Source organism: Reichenbachiella sp. MALMAid0571 (assembly GCF_040151475.1).
Taxonomy (GTDB): Bacteria; Bacteroidota; Bacteroidia; order Cytophagales; family Cyclobacteriaceae; genus CAXBNB01.
Window position 1 is genome coordinate 14467 of record NZ_JBDKWG010000108.1, and the last position, 26378, is coordinate 40844.

The following is a 26378-nucleotide window of genomic DNA, read 5'->3' on the forward strand; positions in this document are numbered from 1 at the left end:
AAAACTTATGTAACAGCGAATTTTTTTGACAATATTATAGAAATTGGCAACAATAATAAAACGGCTAATCCGTAAGTCCAGTTGCTAAATCCTGCCACATAACTTGCATTTAGTGGAATTAGCGAAAGAACACCCATTTTTACCGCTTTCATTATGTATTTGGGTTCGTTTGTAGAAATGGCTTTTAGTTTGGCAGATAAGTTCATGCTGATCCACAGAATCACAAATGGAAGGACAGTCCACAAATTCATAATACCGTTCCAGGCCAGTAAGATAATAACACCTGCTACCATCACATCCAACGATAAAGCAAAAACAACAGACATTTTATTATTTCCCAGCACCTCTCCCTGACTGGTCAATGTGATGGCAGCTATAAATACTATTGGGATGAAGCAAATCATCCAAAATTCCGGCAACTCACCGGAAATGACACTCATTCCTAATAGCAAATTCAAACCCCGGCATATTCCCATGTTTAATGGACCTGCAACGATATTATGCTTGGCATATTTATTATAAAAGAGTGCCGTTATTACTATGACAATTGCAATCAGCATGCTGACCACACTCACCAACGAAGCAAAGCCCACTCCAAATGTTAGAAGAAAGCTGCCTAGAAATACGGCTTGTTTGTAGGTCACTTTTCCACTAGGGATGGGTCTTTCAGGTCTTTCTTTTTGGTCTGTTTCAAAATCAAATACATCGTTGAAAACTATGCCACCACCATACAGACCGATTGTAGAAAGTATCAGATAAATAAAATTAGAAGTTTGAATACTGGAAATCCCGGAACCGAGTACTCCTGCAATGGCTACTCCTGCAACTATGTCGGATATAGCTGTAACAATATTTGCAGGGCGCATCAGCACTAAAAAAGGAAAAAGCCTCATGATTTAATTGTAGGCTTAATTCTCGATAATATCAGAAGAAGATTTTTTAGGTTCTTGCCCCCTCAAAACGCTATTCCCTCCATATAGAACTGACTGATCAAAATTAACACCCTCAGACCAATCGCTTTCTTTCATATTGCCGCTTTGTCCATAAGCATCCAATGCATTTTGATAACAGGTTTTTTGAATGTGTTCCTGAGCTATTCCTCTTTCCTTCATCAGGTTAGCTGTTTTAGGCACAGATAAGGGATCGCTTACTCCCCAGTCTGCAGAGCTATCTACGATAATCCGATCGGATCCATATTGTCTTACGACTTCCACCATTCTTTCACTGCCCATTTTTGTTCTGGGATATATGGTAAAAGCAGCCCAAAACCCACGGTCAAGGACACTTTTTGCAGTTTCTTCATTGTTGTGATCTATCACAGCCATGGATGGATCAACACCATGTTCTTCTAATACGTCCATGCTCCGTAATGTTCCATTTTTCTTGTCTCTATGTGGTGTATGGATCATTATAGGAAGCCCGACTTCTTTTGCCAATTCTATTTGTTCTCTGAAGTATTTGTCTTCAGCTTTGGTTTGATCATCATATCCGATTTCTCCTATAGCTACTACATTGTCTTTTAATGCGAAAAGAGGCAATAGTTCCATCACTTGTTCGGCAAGTGCTTCATTATTGGCTTCCTTGGAGTTGAGGCCTATGGTGCAATAGTGCTTGATCCCAAATTGGGACGACCGGAATGGTTCCCAACCCACTATGCTACTGAAATAATCTTTGAAAGCTCCGACCTCTGTACGGGGTTGTCCAAGCCAGAAAGCTGGTTCTATTAAAGCAACTATTCCGGCTTTTTGCATGGCTTCATAGTCGTTTGTGGTACGTGAAGTCATGTGAACATGCGGATCTATATATTTCATCTGTTGATTGTTAATGATTTTAAAAATTGAATGTCGTATTGTTTAATTTTCGATTGCAGACCAAACTTCATGCCCAATTTCCTCCCATGACTTTTTGGATTTCTCTATGTTTTTGCTTTCTAGCCAGTCGGTTGCTTTTGGGTGATTGCTTTCTTGCAAAACTTTGATGGCCGCTGATTTGGCTGTTGGTGTACCAGTTTCGATTACTTTTTTAAGGTCTTCCAGAATTTGTACATTTAAAAAGCTACTGGTTAAACGCCACAACTCTGGTGTAACAGACCTTCCTGCAGCCCATCTTTCATGGACAAAATCGTGCAATATGGTAGCAAGTTTTTTATTTTGTCTTGTCTCAAGTCCATAAATTTTAAAAATAGGGCGTTCCATGAAAATTGCCTTTAATACCATTTGATTCCATGCCGATTCATCGAAATATTTGGAAGGGTAGGCACTGTCTAATGCAATGGAATCAAAAACATCAATCATATTGGTTCTAATTCCATCTACTGCATTCAAAACAAAATCTTCCGCATTTTGCAAAAAATGTAATGATTTGTAAATCACAACTTGTTCACGCATGTCTGCCGAAGCGAGCAATGTCTCAATTTTACCTTTGTTGTTTTCAGGATCAAGGTTAATTAAGAATGCCAATCGGCAAAATTGATCCAATGTCCAATTATTAATGTTAAATACCGGATCGATATTTTTAAAAGTATCCAAAAGAGTTGTTGGTATTTCTACAGATGACCTGTCAATTTTTCTATTGACCATGCCAAAAGCAAGAAAAAATGCCGATGGGGTTTCGGTCGTTTCAAGCTTGTCTGTAAACCATGACAATACTGCCTGATCTTTGATGTTGCTTTTGCAGGCTTGAATTACCTGATCCCTTAAAACCAAATTACTATTACTTGTCATTTGATAATTTTTCTAGTGTTTCTTAGCTGATCGATACATTATGACTTATGTAATCAGCAATATGCGCATGTCAACAAAATTATGCATTTTACCACATTGATTTCTTTCTAAATTCAATTATTTCAGTGTTTATGATGTCAATCATTAAATTTTCTGAGAATGTTCAAAAAATAGATTCCATAGCAAAAGAATATCTTTTATCTTCGATTTGAATTCAATTTTATAAATCAATGAAAAAAATCTTAATACTATTCTTTATAACGGCATGTCAACCGGATTTGTATGTAAAACCTTTGCCAAATGCTCATGCGCACAATGATTATATGCACGATAGACCGTTGCTCGATGCGTTGGACAATGGGTTTACTTCCGTGGAGGCAGATGTTCATTTGATTGAAGGTAAACTGCTTGTGACTCATGATGCACCCGAAAACCCAAATGCCGTGAGAACTCTGGAGGAGGTTTATCTGACTCCTTTGAAAAGACATATTGCAAAAAATGACGGTAAAGTGTATAAGGGATATACTGATAGTTTTTACCTGATGATAGATTTTAAGACTGAGGCATTGCCTACCTATATCGCTCTCAAGAAAGTGTTGGCCAAATACGAATCTATGTTAACCATCGTAAATAACGGAATTGAGCAAAAGAATGGCCCGGTGAAAGTGTTTATTTCAGGAAATAGGCCATATTCTGAAATAATGCAGGAAGAAGTGAAACTTGCCACTTTGGATGGCAGACCGGATGATTTAGGGAAGGATATACCAAGTGTGTATATGCCAGTAGTGAGTCAGAATGTCAGTAGTTTCCTATCCTGGACTGGTGAAGGTGAAATTGATTCAACTGAAAAAAGTAATCTACTTGATTTTATAAATAAGGCTCATAAGGAAAATAAAAAAGTAAGACTTTGGGCAACCCCAGACACGCCTGAAGCATGGAACTTTCTAACGAAAAGTGGTGTGGATTTAATCAATACTGATAGATTGTCTGAACTCCGGGTGTTTTTAAACAAATGATACCACTATCGTCTTTAACCTAAGTTTTTAATATACGTATTTTGAATAGTAGTTATGATTTTCATCTAACGGTGTAGTATATAATCGAGTAGGCGAATTAATAAAAGCTGTTTTAAAATTGAAATTTAGTCAAATAAACCAGTTCTTTGCGCAAAATTAGAAACTGGTAGGAGTCATGATGGTTCAAATGTTCAAATCAAAAATTCATCAGGTTAAGGTAACGGAAGCCAACCTTAACTATGTGGGAAGTATTACCATAGATGGAGATTTATTGGATGCCGCCAATATATTGGAAGGCGAAAAAGTGCAGGTGGTAAATAACAACAATGGAGAACGTTTGGAGACCTATACCATAAGAGGTGAGGCTGGTTCAGGTATTATTTGTATGAATGGTGCAGCAGCACGAAAAGCTCAGATAGGAGATGTGGTATTGATTATTACCTATGCGATGATGGACTTGGAAGAAGCCAAAACTTTCAAACCAATTGTAGTCTTTCCTGATGAGAATAACTTATTAAAAAAATAGAATTGGAAGAGGAGTAAGGGGTTAGAATATTTCGTTTCTTAAAGTAGAAAGGGGCAGGGCAAACGCATTTAAAAACAAAAACCTCCTTACCGTACCAGTTACGGTATCCCTTGAAATTACAGTCAACTCTAACAGACCCCAGAACAAGTCTGGGGACAATACGAATTTTTAAATGCGTTTGCCCTGAGAAAAAAGGGGCTGATTTCATGCGAAATCAGCCCCTTTTGGTTTTTTTGAATGGACTTCTATCTCAGACTTTTTACAATAGCCAAAGCGTTGGCACATGTTTCTGTTAAGCTGGTGTAATCATCATTGGCAATGATGTCTTTGGTGATCAGTTGAGATCCCATACCCACACAATGAACTCCGGCTTTGAACCACTTACTTAAGTTTTCTTCTGTTGGTTCTACGCCACCAGTTGGCATAATGCTAGACCATGGAAAAGGCCCTTTTACTGCTGCGACGAAGCTTGGGCCACCTACCTGAGAACCAGGGAAAATTTTGGTCACTTCTGCGCCTAGTTCTTCAGCATAAGAAATTTCAGTAAGTGAACCACAACCCGGTGACCAGGCAATCTTTCTCCTGTTGCAAACTTTTGCCATTTCAGCATTCAAAATTGGAGACACTACGAAGTTCGCTCCGATCTGAATATACAAAGAAGTAGTGCCAGCATCAATTACCGATCCTATTCCAAGTATCATTTCAGGTGCTTCTTTTTCTGCATACTTATTGAGTGCAGCAAAAACCTCGTGGGCATAATCCCCACGGTTGGTGAATTCAAATACACGAATACCACCGTCATAGCATGCTTTCAACACTTTTTTGCATACTTCTATGTCTTTGTGATAAAAAACAGGAACAATCCCTGTTTCTTTCATCTTTACTGCTACTTCGATTCTTGTAAATCTTGCCATTTTTTTTCTTAAATTAATGTTTTTTTTTGAAAAATGAAGAGGGCCGGTCTGTTGCAAACTAACTAAACCTGAATTCATAAAAAATATAAATCGACCGACCCTTTCATTGTCTTTAAATCCTTATTTGTTACCTGGCTACTCTTCCTGAAGCATCTCCACCCATTAATTTGGTTACTTCTTCTACTGTCACCAAATTGGCATCACCTTTAATGGTGTGTTTTAGGCACGAAGCTGCTACCGCAAAATCAAGTGCATTTTGATCGTCTTCCGGGTATTTCAACAATCCATAGATCAAGCCGCCCATGAATGAATCTCCACCACCTACTCTGTCAACGATATCAGTGATCTGATACTGACGTGTTTCGAGCATTTTGTTGCCGTCATAGAGCACACCAGCCCAGGTGTTATGAGAAGCAGAAATAGATCCTCTAAGTGTTGTGATTACTTTTTTTGCTTTAGGGAATTTCTCCATCATTTGTTGGCAAACAGAAAGAAATGCTTCTGCCTTTACGTTGTGGCCTTCAGTTTGCACGCTCACGCCATCTGGTTTGATGCCAAAGTGCATTTCTGCATCTTCTTCATTTCCTAAAATCACATCACAGTATGATGTCAATTCAGTCATGATTGCTTCTCTGTCGCCACCGTATTTCCACAATTTGGCTCTGTAATTAAGGTCTGTAGAAATGGTAAGTCCCAAGGCACTTGCTGCTTTTACTGCTTCCAGACATACGTCCGCTGCTCCCTGAGAAATAGCAGGAGTAATACCGGTCCAGTGAAACCATTCAGCTCCGGCAAATACTTCATTCCAGTCTATCATTCCTGATTTTATTTCAGCAATAGCAGAATGGGCTCTGTCATATACTACTTTGCTACCTCTGCTTACAGCTCCGGTTTCCAGAAAATAAATACCCAACCTGTCGCCTCCAAAAATGATTTTATCAGTACCAACACCTCTTTTGCGCATTTCCATTAAAGCACATTCGCCAATATCGTTTTTTGGAAGACGGGTAACGAAATCTACTGGAACGCCATAGTTGGCTAATGATACAGCTACGTTTGATTCACCTCCGCCATAAACCACGTCGAAGGAGTTGGTTTGAGAGAATCTTAAAAAGCCGGGAGGGGCTAGTCTCAACATTATTTCTCCGAATGTTACTACTTTTTTCATTTTCTGTTTTTATTAAATATGTTCTAAAATATCTATTTGTTAATTGTTCTTAAAGAAGACTTTCTGACTATGAGTTCTGGTTTTAAAAGAATTTTTTTGTATTGAGTTTGCTGCTCTTCGGTATTGAATTGGTCGAAGAATACCTGTCCAACGATTTTTCCCATTTCAAGTGTATTTTGACTCACTGATGTCAATGAAGGCTCCAAATATTCTGTAAAAGGTTCGTTTGCAAAACCAGTGATCCCGATTTCCTCAGGGATTTTTATTCCTTTTGATTTGCAGTATTGCAAAGCTCCCAAGGCAGAAAAATCACTGGCACTGGTAATGGCATCAGGCGGATTTTTCAGGTTCAATAACGTTTCTGCGGACTCTCTTCCGGCAATCACCTTACTGTTTGTACTTATAATCAGGTCATTGTCAATTTCATGACCGTTTTCTTCCAATGCTGCACGATATCCTCTTTGTCTGTTGCGGTAGATGTTTATTTTCTGACTTCCGGCTAAGTGAGCTATTCTTTTGTATCCCTGATCAATCAAATGCTTAGTCGCCAGATAAGAACCTTCAAAATCATCTGCTGCTACAGTGTGTGGAGCCAGGTTATCTGCTATCCTGTCAAAAGTTACGAGTGCAATGTTGTGGTTGATGATTTTTTTTAAATGGCTCTCATCATTGCTGGCAAGGGAAAGCGCAATCCCTGCAACCCGGGCATTGATCAGTATGTCTATATTTTCAGCTTCTGCATCTTTGTCTTCCAGGGATTGACAAATCATAATGTTGTACCCATGTTTTTTTACCTCTTCTTCTATGCCTCTGATCACAGAGGAGAAAAAGCTCCTGTCTATATATGGTACGATCACTCCAATAATCTTACTCCTGCCATTTCTAAGGGCAGCAGCAACAGGATTTGGTGCATAGCCCAAAGCTTTTGCGGTATCGTTGACTAGTTTTTTTGTTTTGTCACTAATCCGGGGATTGTCACTGAGTGCTCTGGACACGGTGGCCGCAGTAGTGTTCAATGCCTTTGCAATATCTGATATAGTGGTTTTTTTGGTCACCAGATGAAAATCCTAATTGTTTCGAATAGTTCATGTAAACGTTTGCACAATGTTAGAATATTTTTTATTCTTTCCAAAAATATTATTACAATTAAATGGCTTTTATTTGATTTAATAGTTGATTGTAATTTGTGTAAACGATTGTTTTATTACTGAGGTAAAACGAAAATGTATTGACGTATTTATGAATTAAAACTGACGAAGGATTGTAGTATGCACAAAATCAAAATTGAACGGTAACGGTGGTCATTTTGCAAATAAGGATTCAGACAAAGTCAATTAAGAAAAGTTTACTTACCGCACCTGCTGTCATAGTCGTAAGGTTGAGTAAAATGCTGCCTTGTCATCCCGACGAAGGAGGCCATGTCTGCCGACAGGCAGAGATCTTCTTAGCTAATTGTAGGTCTGCCAGAAAGATTTCTCCTTTGTCGAAATGACAAAAAGGGCTTAAACTGACGGCAGTTTGGTGTGAGGGATAGCAAGATTTTTAAATGTGTTTATCCGGACTGGAGCGGAGTGTATTTTTCTTAGTGTGATCAAATACTTCTAACAATATTATTAGTTGTGCGTGAATTCTTTTCTTTTTGAGTCAAGTGTATTTTTCTAAATCAAAAGGAAAGGAAGTTCAACCTTCTTTAAAGTAAATTGAATAAAATATGAATTGGGGATTATTAGGATACGGCAACATTACTCCAAATTTTGCAACGAGTTTAAAGCAAGTGGAAGGGCAAAATATTGCAGCGATTGCGTCCTATAGTAATGCAGGAAAATTGGCATCTGAATATCCTGATGCCAGCATATATGACAACTATGATGAGTTGTATGCTGACAAAGAAGTTGATATAGTCTATATAGGCACTACACACAATTTCCATGTTGATAATGTAATCAACTGCCTGGAAAATGGCAAGCATGTACTGTGCGAAAAGCCAATGGGAATAAATCCGGAGGAGGCTCAAAGGATGATAGATTGTGCGAAAAAGAACAACCTGTTTTTGATGGAAGGCCTATGGATGTGTTTTTTACCTGCTTATCGCTATATGATGGAGGTGGTGCGTTCGGGAGATATAGGGGAGGTGAAACTCGTGAGGGCTGATTTTGGTTTTCTTTTTCCGAGAGATGACAGTCACCGTGTTTGGAATCCGAAATTGGCTGGAGGGTCTTTGCTGGACTTGGGTGTTTACCCGATTGCGCTGGTAAACGATGTGTTTGGGATGCTGCCGGAATCTATAGCTGTAGCAGCCAATATTGTGGATACTGGAGTAGATGAAAGTATTGCAGCTCAGTTTAAATATGCTACCGGAGCATCAGCTCAAATTTATTCAGCATTGAGTTCTACGACACCTGGGCAGGTCATAATTTACGGTGAACGAGGCTGGATTCAGCTGGATGAGTTTTACAAAGGCCAAAACCTGAAATTGAATATTGACGGAAAAATTAAAGAACTATCTTTGCCGTTTGAGAGCACAGGGTATTTCCATGAAATAGAAGATGCAGTGAAAAGTATCGAATCAGGAAAAATTGAAAGTCAGTTATTTTCTCATTGGCACAGCATGATGAATGCTGATGTGGTTCAGCGAATTTTTAATGAAATAAAATAATCAACATAATAAAATACAGAAGGAATGAAATTTTTTATTGACACGGCTAATCTTGCCGAAATTCAGGAAGCATACGATTTGGGAGTATTGGACGGAGTGACTACCAATCCATCTTTGATGGCCAAAGAAGGCATCACCGGACAGGCCAATATTTTGGCTCATTACAAAGCTATATGTGACATTGTAGATGACAATGTGAGCGCAGAAGTAATAGCCACCGACTATGAAACCATGGTCGTAGAAGGCAGGGCGCTTGCTCAAATCGATTCTAAAATTGTGGTGAAAATCCCAATGATCAAGGATGGTGTAAAAGCAATCAAAACATTGAGTTCTGAGGGAATCAGAACAAACTGTACGTTGATATTCAACGCCGGACAGGCGATATTGGCAGCAAAAGCAGGAGCATCTTACATATCTCCTTTCTTAGGCAGATTGGATGATATCTCTATGGATGGCTTGGAATTGATCGATCAGATCGTGACTATATTTGATAACTACGATTTTGAAACGGAGATACTTGCAGCTTCTATCCGTCACAACATCCATTTGATCAAATGTGCTGAAATGGGTGCTCACATAGCTACCTGTCCTTTGAAAGTGATTTTGGGACTTCTCAAGCACCCACTTACTGATAAGGGATTGGAAATATTCCTGGCGGATTACGCAAAAGGAAATAGCTAAAAAGAAATTTAGACTGAATGAAAAAAGGGAGCAAATGCTCCCTTTTTCTTTTTGTGCTTTTTCTAACCTATAAATTTTTCTGCTACTAGAAAATGCACCTTCAATTCGATAACCTGTACTCTGGATGGGGTGAGAGCTGTAACTTATAACCCAAGGCCGTTCTTCAATTATAGGTTTTTTATTTCTATTAATCCATTTCTAATTATTGCTTTCATAACTTTTATATTTGAGTTAATAGCATAGATTTCTTTTGTAAGTATCTCAATTTTTTCCTCTGATGTTTTCCAACCAAAAATCACTTTAGAAATAAGATTCTTGCTTACTTTTTTAATATAAATTTCACCATTATCAATTGTCAGTTTTTTACAGTCATTTAATTCAGTGATAATTCTTTTTTCTGATTCGTATTTCCAGTCTTTATTTTTCTCAAAGAATAAAGAATTATAGGAACCTTTCTCAAAACTAATTCCAGACCTTTTCTTCTTATATTCTACCTTATTTATTTGGTTTAGTATTCCTGTACCATCTCCCGAATATTCTTTCTGTAAATTTTTGATTTCGATTACATATCCAGAAGCATTGTTGGCATAATGAGCCCACATAGGTAATGAATCATATCGAGTTGAGGTACAAAAAATCCCGCACCTTGAAGACATCAATTCTACAGTTTTATTGAACATACAAGTTAGATAGTTGATATCATCATAGATTGAAAGATTTACAATTGAGTTAGCTTTTTCTATAGATTCGGGAGCACTTATCACCATAGTTTCAGGTGATAGTTTTCTAAATAATATTTCCTGCTTTTTAAGGTCTAGTATGTCATCTTTACTATATCCATTTACTCTTTTTTCTTTCAATGATTTCAGTAGCTCACTTTCATAAATTTTCGGTAACAATTCGGTTGGGTCATTCAAACTTTCTAGTGTAGCAAATTTTATTTTTCCCTCAACTATATTTTTAAGTGCGTTTTCAGATGCAAGATATTTATACAGTTTCATTCGTAAGGCTCAAATTTCTCCTAAAACTAATTATTGAACAAAACAGGCTGAGTCCAGGCCATCTCATAGATGGCATTTTCAATGGGGTTGTTATGTAGCTTGGTTGAAACTACTTTTACCCTTACGAATTTCATTTTGTCAGTGACTTTCAATTTGGCAGAGTTGCCTTTCACCTGGCTCAATATGCGTGTTTCTTTGTCTTCAAGATCGCACCCTATAAAGGTAATGTCATAGTCAATACCTTTTTCTGCTTTTATATCCACACTCAATACATTGTCGGCAAAGTTTACATCGTCGAATGTCACTCCGGTAGAAGCATAAAACAGTCCATTTTCCATAGCTTCAATAAGAGAGTAAGCGTGAAGAGAATCCGCCTGTACCATAATCCAGCCTCTGCCAGAGTTGCTCCATTTGCTACCTATTTGGTGGTAACTGTGGCTGTCGTCAGTGGCAAGTCCATACATCAGGGGTTTTCCGTTGTTTAAATATGCGATGTTGATCAGGTCCCACATTTCTTCGGTACCGATATGTACAGAATCTCCAAAATTGTGTACAGAATTGTGGCCATTGAATACTTCAAAAAACCGTTCTCCTCTTAGCTGAATCATGTCGTCCAGAGTGACGGAGTAGTGAAAGTTGGGGTGATTCAGATGGAGAATCATGGGAATGCCTGTTTCATCACGTTGATTCTGCAGGGCATCCATGTTGTTTTGCAGTACTTCCAGTACACTGTTGCCTCCTTGTGGTTTGATCAGTTTTTGGATGTTTGTGGCATTCATGTGGATGTGCTTGTTTTCAAATCTGTCAGTGATTTCTTCAGATTTCAAAATGAGGAATTTTTCTTTTTCCTCAAACAATGGCCTGTACTCTTCATAGGTTTTGAGTTTCACATCTATCCTTCCGGAATCCACTTTAAACTCGACCCAGGAAGAATCGTATTTGTCCAGATACTTCTTAAAAGCATCTTGGTAAATCTTTTCTTTGCGAATCGTTTTCCAAAAATCTCCTTCTGCAAACCTGTTGTGGTCTGACAAGGCTATAAACTGGTAGTCATGGTTTTTATACCAGTCCATGATCATTTCCGGAAACTCATCACCATCACTCCAATAAGAATGTGTGTGCAGGTTGCCTTTGTACCACTTTTTTTTGATAGGTTCAGGACTGGTGCAGTTACTGAGTACTGTAATGAAGCTGAGTAGCAAGAGAAAAAGTATTGTGTTTAGATGTTTCATTGAGTTGGTTGGTTGATATTTTTTTTAATTCATCCGTAAAATAATGATTTTATATTTTTTTAAATGGATTTAGAGCTAATGTTTGCCGACTGGCAGGTGTCCTCACAAACATTCTCTAATGTCATTCCCGTTTCTGGAGACTTGTCAGCTCAGCCAGGCACAAAACGGCAGGGTTAATACTATGACAAAGTAGGGTTAATTTTCTATTTGCTTTACAAATCCCTGAATGCCTTCTGAGGCCATTATTTTGTTCATTTTGTGGGCTTCTTTTTCATCTGTAAATAGCCCTACATAAACTCTGTGGATCAATTGCCCTTCTATAAAGACCTCTTCTATTCGTGCACCTTTTACTTCACTTTGTTTTCTTATAGCACTGGATTTTGATGCGTAAGATCCAATTTGTATCGCATAATGAGGAGTGGTCAGCTTTTTTGAAATTTCTCTGTCTGATTTTAAGAGGATCAATTCAATGTTGGCAGTGCCGGACTCAATCATTCTCAATTTTCCGGCAGCTTTTTTTGAGAGGTCAATCACTCTGTTTTTTGCATAAGGCCCCCGGTCGTTTATTCTGACGGTGACAGATAGGCCATTGTTGAGGTTCACTACTTTTACCAAAGTGTTAAATGGTAAAGTCCTGTGGGCAGCAGTCAAGGCATTCATATCGAATGTTTCACCATTGGCGGTTTTCTTGCCATGAAAGCCTGGGCCGTACCAGCTTGCTATTCCACTTTCTATTTTCTTTCCAATAATAGCTTTATTGGCAGGAACGGTTTTGACAGCCGAACAAGAGGTTAAGAAAGAAAGGCAAAGGAGAAATGGTAAATAGTATTTCATGGTGGAAATTTGGTGTTGTTTTACAAATACAATACCAAATTCCTCAAGATATTTATTGTGTTCGTATCATTCATCTTTCAATGCATCTACGGGATTGCTGTTGGCAGCTTTAAATGTTTGAAAACTAATAGTGCAAAATGCTATCAGTAGAGACAGTATGCCTGCCAATATAAATGGGAGTAAGTTTAATTCTATTCTATAGGCATAATTTTGAAGCCATTGTTTACTGAAAATATAAGCGAGTGGAAAAGCAACAAAAATACTGATACCGACCAATATGATAAATTCTTTTGAAAGAATGGAGACGATTTCAGTAATAGAGGCACCAAGCACCTTTCTGATGCTGATTTCCTTTGACCGTTGTGAAACAGTAAACGAGGAAAGCCCAAATAGCCCTAAGCATGCCAGAAAAATAGCGATTAGGGAAAATCCAGTAAACAATTGAGCTCTTCTGTTTTCAGGATTGTACAGCCTGTCATATCTTTCGTCAATAAAGTGGTACTGTATGGGAGTATTGGGAGAAAATTCCGACCACTGTGCTTCTATGAACTTTATAGTTTCATTTACCTGATCTCCTTTCATTTTAATGGAGACATAGCGACCATGATTTTGAGGAATCTGCATGATCAAAGGACTGATTTTATTTTGAAGGGTTTCGAAATGGATGTCCTGCACAACTCCTATAACCCTTCCTTTACGCCCTCCGTAAGTTATTTTTTTGTTTATGGCTTCCTCATTGGACTCCCAGCCTGTCATCTTAACTGCGGTTTCATTGAGAAGGTAAGCTGAAGTATCATCTGCCTGAATGGTTTTGTCAAAATTCCTTCCGGCCATAATTTTTATATTATAAGTGTCCAGAAAATCGTGATCGACCCGAAGGCCCTTCAGGGTAACCTCCGGTGCTACCATTTCTCCATTGATTTCAGCTTCCGCACCCTGACTGTCCAGAAGCTGGATGGTTGGTATTCGACTCGATGTGCCTACGTTATCTATCGATTGGTGTCCCAAAAGTATATTTTTGAACACTTCAAATTTTGTGGTGATTTCTTCATTTAGACGTATCGTCAGAATGTGATCTTTGTCGTAACCCAAATTTTTGTTTTGAATGTAACTCAGTTGTTGGAAGATCACTCCTGTAGATACAATAAGGATAGCAGATATAGAAAACTGCAACACAACCAGTGAACGTCTGAATGCTGTACTTTTAGAGCCGGCAGATAATTTGCCTTTGAGTACTCTTAAGGGGTCGAAAGAGGATAAATAAAATGCAGGGTATGAACCGGACAGTACTCCGATCAATAAGCCAAAAGCAATCACAATGGAAAAAGCCATTATACTCTGTTCAGTGTCGAATTCCAGTATTCTGTCTGTAAACGCTCTTAAATAAGGAAGTGAAAATTGAACTATTATAAAAGCAATCACAATGGCTATTGATACCAGAACAATTGATTCTATTAAAAATTGACCTACCAGGCTTGATTTTCCTGCACCCATTACTTTTCTCATTCCTACTTCTCTGGCTCTGTTGGCCGACTTGGCTGTAGCAAGGTTCATGTAGTTGATGATTGCAATAAACAAAATGAGCAAGCCGATGGCAGCAAAAGTATAGACATGCCTGATGTCACTATTTGCCCCTAACTCATCATCGAGATGGGAGTGCAGGTGTATATCAGTCAGTTTTTGGATATGGAGCGCATTCCAGTCATTGGCATTTTCGCCAAGGTGTCTGGTTAGAAAGTCCGGTAACCTTCGTTCAACCTCGCTGATTGATGCTTGATCATCCAGTATAAAATAAGTTGAGAAATTATTGCTTCCCCACTCATTGATCATGTTTTCTCTTCCTCCATAATATTGCTCTACCAGGCTAAAGTCACCTATCATTTCCAGATTGAAATGAGAGTTTTCCGGCATCCGTTTAACTACTCCTGTGATTTTTAAATTAGCCTGATTACTGAACCTGATGGTTTTTCCTATTACATCTGTGCCGCCAAAATATTTGTTGGCAATGTCCTCGTTAATGACCATAGATCCGGGATCCAGAAGTGCATTTTCGGGATTTCCATGTATAAATTCAAAATCGAAAACGTCGAATATGTTATTATCAGCCCATCCGACATTCTCTTCAATAAATATTTTGTTTTCATATTTGATTGTTCCACCAAAAGAAATAAACCTTGTCATGGTTTTCATTTCCGGGAAGTCATTTTTTAACAGTGGTAAAAAAGGGGGAGCGAGCCGGGACAAGTGAAGGGACGTAGATCCATCCGGGCTTTTGAATTCTCTGGTGATGCGATAGATGTTGTCAGCGTTTTTATGAAATTTATCATAGCTTAACTCATCTTTTATGTAGATACCAATCAGCATGCAACATGCCAGACCCAAAGCCAGACCAGAGATGTTTATAAAAGAAAAAAGTTTGTGCTTGATGATGTTTCTTACAGCAATATTATAATAGTTCTTGAGCATGGTGTTCTTCTAGAATCGGGTACTTTCTGTTTTCTTTTTTTTACGAAATGTAATGGGTATATAGTCATCGTTGGGTACGCCAATGTGTGCCAACTGCCAGTCCTTATTATATGATGAAATAATATTCCTGATACATTCCACTCTGTTTTCTATGGAAAAATCACATTCTTCCCAGTAAAATATCTCTACCCTGTAGTTGTATTCTTTTGTTATTCCATTGATTTTCACCTCAACCTGAATGTCTTGTTGTTCTCCTACAAATTCAGGAACTTCTATTCCTATTACTCCCATATCAATCGATTTTTGATTTATACATGAGCAGAAACATCAAAAAGCATACCTCAGTATTTAAGTGTTTCATTTACAGTGTTTTGATGAATGCTAAAACCTGTAAGAGTGATCGTTTTTGTAACACTTTTTGTTCACTTATATGCCATTTTATGTTTGCTTAGATTTTCAAAATCAGAATTTCAACTTTAAATTTTTATAAACGTAAGGTGTAATACAACCTTCCTGATAGGAAATTAATAATTATCTTGGTCGGCTAATTTTATTTATAGTATATCAATGTTTAATTCTTCCAGTCAATTTTATTGTTTAATGTGTTTGTACCTGATCGCTTTATCCGGTTGTGGGATTAAGTCGGGCAAAGAAATGGCTCAGGTAGAAGCCGATTATATGTTGTTCAGATATAAGGACAAAATGGATCGACCATCACCGCCCAACATTACCAGAGCTCAGGTGGGTAGGGCAAAGGTGTCTATAGACTACAGCCAGCCATCAGTAAAGGAAAGAAAGATTTGGGGAGATTTGGTAAAGTATGATAAAATTTGGAGAACCGGGGCAAACGAGGCTAATATTTTTGAAACTTCGGGTCCATTGCTGGTTGGAAGTGATACCATTCCCGTTGGGAAATTTAGTTTGTTTACTATTCCCGGAAAGGACAAGTGGACAGTGATTTTTAATAAAATATACGATCAGTGGGGAGTGTATGACTACAAGCAGTCAGAAGATGTAGCAAGAATAGAAGTCTCCCCATATAATGTTGGAGACTTGCAGGAAAAAATGACATTTGAGGTGGACAGTACAGGAAAAATAGTCTTTGCCTGGGAGTATCTAAGGTTTAGTTTTAATGTAAAACCTATTGATTCAAACTAAGAAATTGCCATCTCCGTTATTTCGGATTCAATTTGCATGGTCATGTTTTCAGAAATCCCTTTCATCACTATTCTTCGGGTTTGATTGATCATCACAGGATCGTAGTTGGCTTCTATTCTGACATAATTTTCAGTAAAGCCATGGATTTTGCCATTATCCACATCATCTTCAAAAAGCACTGTTGCAGTTGAGCCTATATTTTCTTCGTAAAAGGCTCTTTTTTTCTTTTCGGACAATATCCTAAGCATTTTAGACCGATCATTCCTTTCTTTGACGGGTACTACTCCGTTCATATCTATTGCCTGGGTGTTGGCTCTTTCCGAGTAGGTAAATACATGCAGGTAGGATATATTCAGGTCATTGATAAAGTTGTAAGTGTCGAGAAAATCTTCATGTGTTTCCTCTGGAAATCCTGTGATTACATCTACACCGATGCAGCAATGTGGCATGATTGATTTTATCAATGACACCCGGTCGGCATAAAGTTCTCTCCAATACCTGCGGTTCATCAGTCGCAATATTTTATTACTTCCTGATTGAAGAGGTATGTGAAAGTGTGGTACAAATTTTTTCGATCGGGCTACAAATCTGATAATCTCTTCCGACAATAAATTTGGTTCAATGGAGGAAATCCTAATTCGATTGATTCCTTCAACCTCGTCGAGTTGTTTTATCAGATCAATAAATTTCTCTTGTCTTTTGCCGTCCTGAATTCCAAAATCACCAATGTTTACGCCTGTAAGTACTATTTCTTTCACTCCTTTTTTAGCTATCTCTTTTGCAGAAAGGACAATGTTTTCGATGGTGTCACTTCTACTTTTTCCCCTGGCAAGTGGAATGGTGCAAAATGCACAGCCATAATTGCAGCCATCCTGTACTTTGAGAAAAGTCCGGGTACGGTCATCTATGGAATACGCATTGTTGAAAGTATTGGCGCAGGATATCTCTGAAGCCAATACTCTGGCTTCTTTTTCTTTTACAAAACCATCAAGGTATTCCAGTAACTTGAATTTCTCAGCAGCTCCCAATACAGCATCAACTCCAGGTATTTCGGAGATTTCCTTTGGCTTCAATTGTGCAAAGCAGCCAATGATGGTGACATAAGAATCAGGTGAAATCTTCTTGGCATCTTTTACAACCTTCCTGCATTTCTTATCTGCATTTTCTGTTACCGAGCAGGTATTGATGATGAAAATATCCGGAGTGTCGTTGAAATCTACTTTTTCATACCCTTTCTCTTCAAACATCCTGGAAATGGTGGAAGTTTCGGAAAAATTCAGTTTGCAACCGAGGGTATAAAAAGCTACTTTTTTCATTGTCTTTTGGATTCAGGAGGCAAATTTAGACACTAGATCAATAAAAGTGGGCAACATCTGATTCAAATTTGGATGTCATTCAAAAAAGGAAAAGCTTCTGTGCTCTTTTATAAATTTGTTTTGTGTTAATATTTAAGTCCAAACCTGAATAAAACAAAGAGGCTAAACCTCCCAGTTTATTCTAAAAATTTTGATATAGAAAATCAGCAGACCTGTTAGGTTTAAGTCAGAAAACCTGATGTTGACAATAATTTATCTGCGCTTTTTTGAAAGAAACCTGACAGGTCTAGGTTCCTGTTAATCATAAACGTTTTTGGATTTCAGGAAATTAATTAAACCACTCATGCAACCCTTTCGGTAAGGCTGTTGTCTAGTAAGAAAAAACTTCAAAGCATGAAAAAGATATTAATAGCCATTTTAGTGTTTACTTTCTTTTTGGAAGGGTTTGCACAAAATGAAGAAACCAGAAATCTGCCTTCATTCAGCAAAATATCTGTTGGTGAATCCATCAAATTGATCATTGAAGAAGGCAATGAAAACTCTGCCCGAATTGAAACCACCGGAGTAGATGCCGATAGGGTATTGACAGAAATTACAGGTTCAAACCTGAATATTCACATGGAAAGGGGAAATTACCGATCTACTACTGTAAAGGTTTACCTGACCTATAAAAGCAATCTGGAAGCCATTAAGGCAAGTTCGTCTTCGTCCGTAATTGGTAAGTCGGTAATAAAGTCAAATGAAATGTCTGTCAAAGTAAGTAGCTCGGCAAGCGCAGAGTTGAGTGTTGACGCCAGAGAATTGGACATTGATGTATCGAGCTCTGCCAGGGCAAGTTTGGAAGTAAACACTGAGGATTTGGACGTAGAGGTTACCAGTTCCGGGCGTTTGGAGCTATCGGGGCGTACTAGTTTTCAAAGGTTTCACATCAGCAGCTCGGGTAAATTCATGGCTTATGGCTTGCAAAGTGAAAGAGTAAAGGCTGACATAAGTAGCTCTGGAAGTGCCGAAATTTCTGTTTCTAACGAATTGATAGCCGATGCTTCGAGTAGCGGAAGAATTTTATACAAGGGTAATCCGGAAAAAGTAATTGTTGATGCCAGTAGTAGTGGCAAAGTAAGAAAGGCGAACTAGCAAATAAGAAATCTTCACAATTATTGGTTATATGGCCACTTCAATAAGTTTTGAAGTGGCTTTTTTCACGGGTATGATTTCCGAATCAGGAAACATAAATAACGGATAGTTTACGATTTGTTAAAATGCTTCTGTTAATTTTGGCGGCTTAATAATAAATCGAATTTGAGCATGTCAAAACCTTTGATCCTTATATCCAATGACGATGGGGTTACCTCCCTTGGGATACGAAAATTAGTTGAGTTGATGAAAACCCTCGGAGAAGTAGTGGTAGTAGCACCTGACGGGCCTCAATCCGGAATGGGACATGCCATTACAGTTGGTGATACTTTGAGACTTTCAGAAACAGATATATTTGGAGAAGGTGTTGAAGCATATAAAAGTTCCGGTACACCAGCGGACTGTGTCAAGTTGGGCAAGCACAGGGTGCTAAAAGGAAGAAAAGTAGATTTGGTAGTCAGTGGTATCAATCATGGCTCAAATACCTCAATCAGCGTGCTGTATTCCGGTACCATGTCGAGTGCTATCGAAGGGGCTATCGAAGGTTGTCCGGCCATAGGATTTTCACTATGCGACTACAGTTGGCATGCAGATTTTTCTCATGTTGATGAATACATTCTCAAAATCACCAGAGAGGTTTTGGAAAAAGGGTTGCCAATAGGAATGGCTTTGAATGTAAACATTCCTTGTAAACAAAATCAGAAGGTCAAAGGTATTAAAGTTTGCAGGCAGGCTAATGCCAAATGGGAAGAGGACTTTGATGAAAGAATAGATCCCAACGGACGAAAGTACTATTGGATGGTAGGTAATTTTGTGAACTACGACAAAGGTGAGGACAATGACGAATGGGCCATTGCCAATAACTATGTATCGGTAGTTCCTTGTCAGTTTGACCTGACTGCTCACCACGGAATTACTTTTTTAAATGAAAAATGGGATCTCTGACAAACCTTTTTTAGCAACTCTTTTCCCTGATGTTTCGAGCTGGAACAGATCATCAACTTCAGCATTTCATTTTAATTAAATATTTCTTTCCTTATAGGGTAAGGATATTCCCTTAAAGGGATAACTTTGTGCCCCGTAACATAATATTTGCCACTTATATATGCCATCAACCAAATACATCTTCGTTACGGGCGGAGTAACCTCTTCTCTTGGTAAAGGAATTATTGCAGCTTCTTTAGCCAAGCTTATCCAAGCCAGAGGACACAGCGTAACAATCCAAAAATTTGATCCATACATCAACGTTGATCCGGGAACTCTAAACCCATATGAACATGGTGAATGTTATGTAACTGATGATGGAGCAGAAACTGACCTTGATTTGGGGCACTATGAGCGATTTCTCAACAGCCCTACTTCTCAGGGAAACAATGTTACCACAGGAAGGATTTACTACGACGTGATCACTAAGGAACGAAGGGGTGAGTTTTTGGGAAAAACTGTACAGGTGGTTCCTCATATTACTGACGAAATAAAGGATTGTATATATAAGCTTGGTAAAACAGGTAATTATGATGTTGTGATTACTGAAATCGGTGGCTGTGTTGGCGATATTGAATCGCTACCGTTTATTGAAGCTGTGAGACAGGCAAGGTTTGAATTGGGGCCACAAAACGTGGTGTCGATACATTTGACCTTGATACCGTATTTGAATGCTGCCGGAGAGTTGAAAACAAAACCGACTCAACATTCTGTAAAACAACTACTGGAAGCGGGAATTCAGCCTGATATTTTGGTGTGTCGCAGTGAACATCATTTGCCTTCTGATTTAAGACGAAAAATAGCTCTGTTTTGTAATGTTCCGGTCAATTGTGTGATTGAGGCAAGAGATGCATCTACCATTTATGATGTGCCTTTGCTCATGAGAAAGGAAAAACTGGATGAGCGGGTGCTTACCAAATTGAAGATTTCTCATAAAAAAGAGCCGAACCTGGATCAGTGGAAAGACTTTTTAAGGAGACTGAAAACCCCAACCTCTGAAGTATCTATTACTGTAGTTGGTAAATATGTGGAATTGCAGGATGCTTACAAGTCGATAAGTGAATCCTTCATTCATGCTGGAGCAGAAAATGAATGTAAAACCCGTGTAACATGGCTTTCCTCAGAAGATGTTACTGCTGAAAATTGTGAAAAATTATTTAGTGAGGTGGATGGAATTTTGGTCGCTCCGGGATTTGGAGAAAGAGGGATAGAAGGAAAGATAGAAGCGGTAAGATATGCAAGGGAAAATAAGATTCCATTTTTTGGAATATGCCTGGGCATGCAATGCGCCACTATTGAGTTTGCCCGTAATGTATTGAAACTAAAAGGTGCAAATTCTACAGAAATGAACCCTAAATCCAAGTATCCGGTAATAGACATGATGGAAGATCAAAAGTCGATTACGGATAAAGGAGGTACCATGAGGCTTGGTGCTTACGATTGTCACCTGACGAAAGGTACTAAGGCGTTTTCTACTTATGGGCATGTCAATATTAGTGAAAGACACAGACACAGGTATGAATTCAATAATAAATATTTAAAAGATTTTGAAGAGGCAGGAATGATAGCTTCAGGAGTCAATCCTGAGACCGGACTTGTGGAAATAGTTGAACTGAAAGACCATCCCTGGTTTGTTGGTTCTCAGTTTCACCCTGAATTAAAAAGTACGGTATTGAACCCTCATCCTCTTTTTGTTAGATTTATAAAAGCGGCACTCGCCAGTAAAAAAGAAAAAATTAATTCTTAAAAAGTAGAAATGGATAGAAACCAGATAATAGGTTTGGTCTTAATGTTAGTATTAATGACCGTGTATTTCCAATTTTTTTCTCCGGAAATACCAGAGCCTGTAGCAGAGCAAACAACGACAGAACAAACAAGCTCTAATACTCAGAGCCAATCAATGAATAACGCTGGTTCAACAGCTATTCTTCAACAGGAAGATGATTCTTTGTTGGCCGCAATGAACAATGAGAAGTATGGCGTGTTTGCTGGTTATGCTTCAGGATCAGAAAAAACCTTCGAAATTGAAAACGAAGATTTTGTGGCGACTTTTTCTTCAAAAGGTGGGCAAATAAAAAGCCTCGTACTGAAAAAGCATTTGACCTTTGAGAAAAAGCCATTGGTGCTTATAGATGAAAACAGCAGCGATCTGGACATTTGGATCAAAAGCAATTACCGCTCGATTAATATTTCAGAGTTGTATTTTTCTACAAATGGAAAGAGTGGCAAAGTAAGTGCAACAGATACTTTAAGGTTTAGTTACAGAATGAACCTTGAGGGGAACAGATACATAGAGCAACAATATGCCATTCCCGGGACGGGTTACGTGATCGGATACAATCTAAAAATGTCCGGTCTGGATGGAATAGTTGATAATGAGGACATACAGTTGAACTGGGTGGACAAAATGAAAGTCTATGAAGACAACCTGAAAGATTCCAGAGCAAAATCGACAATTAATTACAAACCTACAGGCCAGGATATGGACTATTTAAGTCCCACATCTACTGACAAGGAGACCGAAGAAATCAATGCACCTCTAAACTGGCTTGCATTTCATCAGAAGTTTTTTACTTCGGCTATCATTGCTAAAAACAACTTCAGGGCAGCCACTGTTACCACTGAAATAAACGAGTTGGATAGTTCAGTAGTGAAAACAGCTACCATGAACCTGACCATACCGATTGGAGATGTAAAGGCAGGAGATGGGAAATTCCAGTTCTATTTTGGCCCGAACAATTACATCACTATGAAAAAAGTGACAGATGGGTTTGCGGAAAATGTAGATCTGGGATGGAAGATGTTCCGCTTTGTGAATAAGATTCTGATTATACCAATTTTCCATTTTCTTGAAAAATACATATCTAATTATGGTATTATCATTATCCTGATGGTGATTTTCATTCGTATTCTTCTGTCACCATTGACGTACAAATCGCACATGTCTATGGCGAAGATGAAAGTATTGAAACCCGAATTGGATGCCATTAAAGAAAAGCATGGTGACGATGCTCAAAAGGCACAGCAAGAACAAATGCAGCTCTATTCCAAAGTCGGGATTAATCCGCTAAGTGGATGTATTCCCATGTTGCTGCAGTTTCCAATACTCTTGGCAATGTTCAACTTTTTTCCAAATTCGATCGAATTGAGGCAAAAGGCATTTCTTTGGGCGCATGACCTTTCAACCTATGATTCAATTTTTGAATGGTCAACACAAATTCCACTTTTGAGTCAATTCTATGGAAATCATATAAGTTTGTTCACACTACTCATGACGGCTTCAACGATACTTTACACCTGGTCAAACAGCCAGATGCAAGCACAGATGCAGGGGCCTATGAAAACCATGCAGTACATGATGCCCGTGATGTTCTTGTTTTTCTTGAACAGCTATTCTGCAGGGCTTACTTTCTACTATTTTGTTTCCAATATTGTGTCCTTCGGACAAATAGCCATGTTCAGGAAGTTTATAGATGAAAACAAAATCTTGAAGAAACTGGAGGAAAATAGAAAGAAAAACGCAAACAAGAAGAAGTCCACTTTCCAACAAAAATTGGAAGACGCCATGAAAAACAGTGATCAGGCAAGGAAAAAGAAGAAGAAATAAACCAAGGTAGTTGTTAGCTTTTAAGGAGTTAGGAATTAGTTTTAAACAAAAACAGCAGCAAGAGAACCTTGCTGCTGTTTTTGTTTTCAGGTTTTGGTGTCAAAATTGATTCAACTTTATTTAACATTAGACCAAATTTTCAGGTTGGATATATGCTTAAAATGGTTGTCATAAGTGATTAGAGTAGCACCCGACTCCCGGACATGGGCTGCAATCCATACATCATTGATCGGAATGGGAGTGCCTTGATTTTTTAGTTGATATTTATACTCGGAAAATATTTCAGATGTTTCAACTCCGGCTTTTAGAAAACTTACAGTCGATTTTGATAGAAATTTATCCAAAATAGCTCTGTTTTCTTTTTGTCTATTGCCTCCTTTAAAACCTGTCAACAACTCGGCTATTACAAATACTGATAGGTACACTCTGTCTGAACTGACAATTTCTTTAAAAACGGCCTGATCTCCTTTCAAATAATTACTGTAAGCATTTGTATCTAAGAGGATTTTTTTCATTTCCAGTCCTCAGCATTTACCTCACCAAATTCTTTTGTATTTTCAGTAAATTCATCAAGCTGTTCTTGATCCCAAATGCCTAGTAAATCTGAGAATTCTTCTTCCCTGATTTTTTTTGGTTTAGGATTGGTGCCAAGAGCTTTATGCAATAAGTTTTTTATGGTCTTATTCAAACTGAGTCCGCTATCCTTAGATTCTCTTTCAATAAGTTCGACCAGATCATCATCCAGATTATGTAGTGTGATAGATTTCATCTTTATTAAAATTGATTACAGCCAAAGTTAACGAATAATATTAATTTCGGTTCACATGTGAAATAATGGTTCAAAAACTCTTAAATGGATGACACTGTGATTCTAAAACCGATACCTTACCTGCATCTTCACTTCTGATCGGGTGTTGCCAGCTATTTCGGAGAGTCCTGAGCCGATAGAAGAGGTCTCTGAATTGATAATGCGCTGTGTGTCCTGAAAACGAGTGCTTGCATACCTAAGCCAAAAATTGATCTTTTTAGAATACTTGTATTGCACCATCAGGTAGTTTCTGATGGCTTGACCTGATATTCCCTGAATAGCAAAAGCATACAATACGTTTTTCTCATACATATATTGGCGGTTTTCAAAATCATCAGTATCTACAATGGCTATTCTGGTGCTGAATTTGAATTTAGCAATGTCGAAGTTCAAATCCTGGGCAATGGCCATTCCCTTGGTTTTCTTGCCTGCCAGATTGTAATCACTAAATTGTACTCTTGATTTAAGGGAAAACCCTTTTCCAATGTCATAATTTATATTAAAGAGGTAGCTTCTTTTGAGTCCTTGTTCCAGATGATTGAGGTTGCCTTCATCAGAGTTAACTGTAAGTTCCTTAGCTTCTGAGCGAAATTGCCCATATAAGAGGATGGATCGGGTAGGACTATAGTTGAATCGCATCAGGTATTCGAAACCTTCGGAAGGTGATTCGGTTCGGAATTTTAACCAGGGGAAGCTAAAACGATCGTAGTATGCAGTGAAAAAATATTTTTTCGATGGTGTTATTTTTAATCCCCAATAAATTCCTTTTTCATTGATATTGCGGGTGCCTTCACCAAAGGCATTGCCATAGAAAGTATGAAAATCTTTTTGGTAGTTGCGCAACACCATACTGACAGATACAATAGGGGATAGGCTACCAATAAATCCTCCAACCAAGCCCATACCACCGGATTTGGAAACAGCACCTTCTCCAAAGAATAGAAAGTTTTGCCAGTTGTAGTTGAAAAAACCTCCCAGGTTGTAGTTGTTATTGCCTTGAAACTCAAACTGATTGTAGTTGTTTGGCTTTTTAAATAATGGTACACTATAGTCAATATTGAGGTAGGTTAGTCCAAGTTGAAGATCGTTGGATGGTTTTTTGTACAGGATATTTGCCCCATATATTCTTTCTCTGATTACTTTCTTATTTTCCAATTCGGTAGCAGTTCGATGCATTCCGGTTTGTTGCACCGAAGAGATGTACTCATCAAAATTGGTGTATGTGGTATCGTTTTTTATGCTGGCATCCTGGTTGAGTTGAGAGTAAAAAGGTGTTATATCAAAATTGTTGAGCCGATAAGTGAATGCTGCACCACGCATAAAACCTGACTCCAGTGCTGAACTATAGGCTTTAATGCCGGAGTTGCTACGTTTTACTGTGGTGATGGTTTCTGAACCCTTTCCCGGATTAAATCCTGCACCCAGCAATAACCCTTGTCCAAACTGCATTTGATAATCACCTACAGCTATTTTTTTGAAATTGCCTACATTTTCTTTGAGAAAATGAGCGGAATAGTAGTCAAACCCATATTGTTTTTTGTCGGGATTCCAGTTGAACTGTTCTCCAGCATCTTTTTCAAAAGTGAAACCCAAACTAAAATCTTTTGAATGACTTGTTCTGAATCTACCATACAATTTTACAGGAGAACCCAGGTACCTCGAAGCTTCAGGGTCAGTAGAAGGAGTAAATCCTTTTTGTGTTTCCAGTATTCTTTCTGTTCTCAATAAAAAGTAGTTGTTTTTTTCTCTGAAAATTCTGTTTATCAATGAGCCTGATGTACCGTATTCATCGCCAATCCGGACTTCTACAAAAGGGAGTATTTTGCGGATGGTAAACGGATCGAATCCAGGAACAGACTGTAGTTCGTAGAGAGATACCAGGTCTCCATTTTGTTTGATATAGTCGAGTAAATTGTTGACCTGCATGACAGAAAGTACATACAAAGAAGACAATTCTTCTCGTGTAGCCCTGTTGATGTTTAGAGGATTAGAATAGAGTAGCAGCAGAGACTCATAGAGATCTTCGTAGTTGATGTCTTCGTCTTGAATTTGAAATAATGTTTCGGCAAAATCCTGAAGGTCTATTTCAGGCCTGATTGGCTCTTGTGCAAAAGCTTTGTGGCTAAATATTATCAATAGCAATATGATCAGCCA

At 38.3% G+C, this 26378-nt stretch carries 24 protein-coding genes; 9 read left to right on the forward strand and 15 right to left on the reverse strand.

Annotated elements, in window-relative coordinates; all coding sequences use genetic code 11:
* Window positions 1-5: 5 nt before the first annotated feature.
* From eboC to AAOP42_RS05830, 3 genes are read right to left on the reverse strand one after another with little or no spacing between them, the layout of a single operon-like run.
* Window positions 6-893 carry a UbiA-like protein EboC gene (eboC, locus tag AAOP42_RS05820; RefSeq protein WP_349527527.1) on the reverse strand — a complete coding sequence of 296 codons (888 nt, stop codon included), beginning with the start codon at window positions 891-893 and terminating at the stop codon, window positions 6-8.
* A gap of 15 nt (window positions 894-908) precedes the next feature.
* The gene (locus AAOP42_RS05825) at window positions 909-1811 is read right to left on the reverse strand and encodes a TatD family hydrolase (protein ID WP_349527528.1); all 903 of its coding nucleotides are present in this window, start codon (window positions 1809-1811) and stop codon (window positions 909-911) included.
* A 42-nt stretch (window positions 1812-1853) separates the two neighbouring features.
* Window positions 1854-2723 carry an EboA domain-containing protein gene (locus tag AAOP42_RS05830; protein ID WP_349527529.1) on the reverse strand — a complete coding sequence of 290 codons (870 nt, stop codon included), beginning with the start codon at window positions 2721-2723 and terminating at the stop codon, window positions 1854-1856.
* 230 nt (window positions 2724-2953) lie between these two features.
* On the opposite strand from AAOP42_RS05830, the gene AAOP42_RS05835 reads away from it, so the two are divergent.
* Both AAOP42_RS05835 and panD read left to right on the forward strand, forming a co-directional pair.
* Window positions 2954-3739 carry a phosphatidylinositol-specific phospholipase C/glycerophosphodiester phosphodiesterase family protein gene (locus tag AAOP42_RS05835; protein WP_349527530.1) on the forward strand — a complete coding sequence of 262 codons (786 nt, stop codon included), beginning with the start codon at window positions 2954-2956 and terminating at the stop codon, window positions 3737-3739.
* 175 nt (window positions 3740-3914) lie between these two features.
* Window positions 3915-4265 carry an aspartate 1-decarboxylase gene (panD, locus tag AAOP42_RS05840; protein ID WP_349527531.1) on the forward strand — a complete coding sequence of 117 codons (351 nt, stop codon included), beginning with the start codon at window positions 3915-3917 and terminating at the stop codon, window positions 4263-4265.
* A 245-nt stretch (window positions 4266-4510) separates the two neighbouring features.
* On the opposite strand, the gene AAOP42_RS05845 is transcribed toward panD, so the two are convergent.
* The 3 genes from AAOP42_RS05845 to AAOP42_RS05855 all read right to left on the reverse strand — a co-directional run bounded on the left by AAOP42_RS05845 (window position 4511) and on the right by AAOP42_RS05855 (window position 7402).
* Window positions 4511-5179: a bifunctional 4-hydroxy-2-oxoglutarate aldolase/2-dehydro-3-deoxy-phosphogluconate aldolase gene (locus AAOP42_RS05845; protein WP_349527532.1), complete on the reverse strand. Its 669-nt coding sequence runs from the start codon at window positions 5177-5179 to the stop codon at window positions 4511-4513.
* 127 nt (window positions 5180-5306) lie between these two features.
* Window positions 5307-6347 carry a PfkB family carbohydrate kinase gene (locus AAOP42_RS05850; RefSeq protein WP_349527533.1) on the reverse strand — a complete coding sequence of 347 codons (1041 nt, stop codon included), beginning with the start codon at window positions 6345-6347 and terminating at the stop codon, window positions 5307-5309.
* A gap of 32 nt (window positions 6348-6379) precedes the next feature.
* Entirely contained in the window at window positions 6380-7402 is a 1023-nt protein-coding gene (locus AAOP42_RS05855) for a LacI family DNA-binding transcriptional regulator (protein ID WP_349527534.1), read from the reverse strand.
* Between the two features lie 656 nt (window positions 7403-8058).
* Between AAOP42_RS05855 and AAOP42_RS05860 the strand changes: the two genes are divergently transcribed.
* Both AAOP42_RS05860 and fsa read left to right on the forward strand, forming a co-directional pair.
* Window positions 8059-9003 (forward strand): Gfo/Idh/MocA family protein, encoded by a 945-nt coding sequence (locus AAOP42_RS05860; protein ID WP_349527535.1) that lies wholly within the window; start codon window positions 8059-8061, stop codon window positions 9001-9003.
* Between the two features lie 24 nt (window positions 9004-9027).
* On the forward strand, window positions 9028-9684 hold the full coding sequence (gene fsa / locus AAOP42_RS05865) for a fructose-6-phosphate aldolase (protein WP_349527536.1): 657 nt from the start codon (window positions 9028-9030) through the stop codon (window positions 9682-9684).
* Window positions 9685-9851: 167 nt separating this feature from the next.
* Here the strand turns inward: fsa and AAOP42_RS05870 are convergent, their stop codons facing one another.
* From AAOP42_RS05870 to AAOP42_RS05890, 5 genes are all read right to left on the reverse strand, one after another.
* Window positions 9852-10685: a DUF2971 domain-containing protein gene (locus tag AAOP42_RS05870; RefSeq protein ID WP_349527537.1), complete on the reverse strand. Its 834-nt coding sequence runs from the start codon at window positions 10683-10685 to the stop codon at window positions 9852-9854.
* A gap of 26 nt (window positions 10686-10711) precedes the next feature.
* The gene (locus tag AAOP42_RS05875) at window positions 10712-11917 is read right to left on the reverse strand and encodes a histidinol-phosphatase (RefSeq protein ID WP_349527538.1); all 1206 of its coding nucleotides are present in this window, start codon (window positions 11915-11917) and stop codon (window positions 10712-10714) included.
* 195 nt (window positions 11918-12112) lie between these two features.
* On the reverse strand, window positions 12113-12751 hold the full coding sequence (locus AAOP42_RS05880) for a septal ring lytic transglycosylase RlpA family protein (protein ID WP_349527539.1): 639 nt from the start codon (window positions 12749-12751) through the stop codon (window positions 12113-12115).
* A 66-nt stretch (window positions 12752-12817) separates the two neighbouring features.
* Complete coding sequence (locus AAOP42_RS05885) at window positions 12818-15217, reverse strand: ABC transporter permease (RefSeq protein WP_349527540.1); 2400 nt, start codon at window positions 15215-15217, stop codon at window positions 12818-12820.
* A 9-nt stretch (window positions 15218-15226) separates the two neighbouring features.
* Window positions 15227-15508 carry a hypothetical protein gene (locus AAOP42_RS05890; protein WP_349527541.1) on the reverse strand — a complete coding sequence of 94 codons (282 nt, stop codon included), beginning with the start codon at window positions 15506-15508 and terminating at the stop codon, window positions 15227-15229.
* A 309-nt stretch (window positions 15509-15817) separates the two neighbouring features.
* On the opposite strand from AAOP42_RS05890, the gene AAOP42_RS05895 reads away from it, so the two are divergent.
* Window positions 15818-16375, forward strand: a complete 558-nt coding sequence (locus AAOP42_RS05895; RefSeq protein WP_349527542.1) for a DUF2911 domain-containing protein — start codon at window positions 15818-15820, stop codon at window positions 16373-16375.
* On the opposite strand, the gene mtaB is transcribed toward AAOP42_RS05895, so the two are convergent.
* Window positions 16372-17691: a tRNA (N(6)-L-threonylcarbamoyladenosine(37)-C(2))-methylthiotransferase MtaB gene (mtaB, locus tag AAOP42_RS05900; protein WP_349527543.1), complete on the reverse strand. Its 1320-nt coding sequence runs from the start codon at window positions 17689-17691 to the stop codon at window positions 16372-16374. The two genes, AAOP42_RS05895 and mtaB, sit on opposite strands and share 4 nt — an antisense overlap.
* A gap of 393 nt (window positions 17692-18084) precedes the next feature.
* On the opposite strand from mtaB, the gene AAOP42_RS05905 reads away from it, so the two are divergent.
* The 4 genes from AAOP42_RS05905 to yidC all read left to right on the forward strand — a co-directional run bounded on the left by AAOP42_RS05905 (window position 18085) and on the right by yidC (window position 23416).
* Entirely contained in the window at window positions 18085-18825 is a 741-nt protein-coding gene (locus AAOP42_RS05905) for a head GIN domain-containing protein (protein ID WP_349527544.1), read from the forward strand.
* A gap of 171 nt (window positions 18826-18996) precedes the next feature.
* Window positions 18997-19770, forward strand: coding sequence for a 5'/3'-nucleotidase SurE (gene surE / locus AAOP42_RS05910; RefSeq protein ID WP_349527545.1), 774 nt, complete (start codon window positions 18997-18999; stop codon window positions 19768-19770).
* A gap of 160 nt (window positions 19771-19930) precedes the next feature.
* Window positions 19931-21556, forward strand: a complete 1626-nt coding sequence (pyrG, locus tag AAOP42_RS05915) for a CTP synthase (protein WP_349527546.1) — start codon at window positions 19931-19933, stop codon at window positions 21554-21556.
* A gap of 9 nt (window positions 21557-21565) precedes the next feature.
* Window positions 21566-23416: a membrane protein insertase YidC gene (gene yidC, locus AAOP42_RS05920; protein WP_349527547.1), complete on the forward strand. Its 1851-nt coding sequence runs from the start codon at window positions 21566-21568 to the stop codon at window positions 23414-23416.
* Window positions 23417-23532: 116 nt separating this feature from the next.
* Here yidC and AAOP42_RS05925 read toward each other — a convergent pair whose 3' ends face one another.
* The 3 genes from AAOP42_RS05925 to AAOP42_RS05935 form a co-directional block, all read right to left on the reverse strand.
* Window positions 23533-23931 carry a type II toxin-antitoxin system VapC family toxin gene (locus AAOP42_RS05925; RefSeq protein ID WP_349527548.1) on the reverse strand — a complete coding sequence of 133 codons (399 nt, stop codon included), beginning with the start codon at window positions 23929-23931 and terminating at the stop codon, window positions 23533-23535.
* Window positions 23928-24185, reverse strand: coding sequence for a hypothetical protein (locus tag AAOP42_RS05930; protein ID WP_349527549.1), 258 nt, complete (start codon window positions 24183-24185; stop codon window positions 23928-23930). The genes AAOP42_RS05925 and AAOP42_RS05930 overlap by 4 nt, the downstream gene beginning before the upstream one ends.
* Before the next feature lie 102 nt (window positions 24186-24287).
* A complete protein-coding gene (locus tag AAOP42_RS05935) occupies window positions 24288-26366 on the reverse strand; it encodes a ComEA family DNA-binding protein (protein ID WP_349527550.1) in 2079 nt (692 codons plus the stop codon).
* Between the last annotated feature and the right edge of the window lie 12 nt (window positions 26367-26378).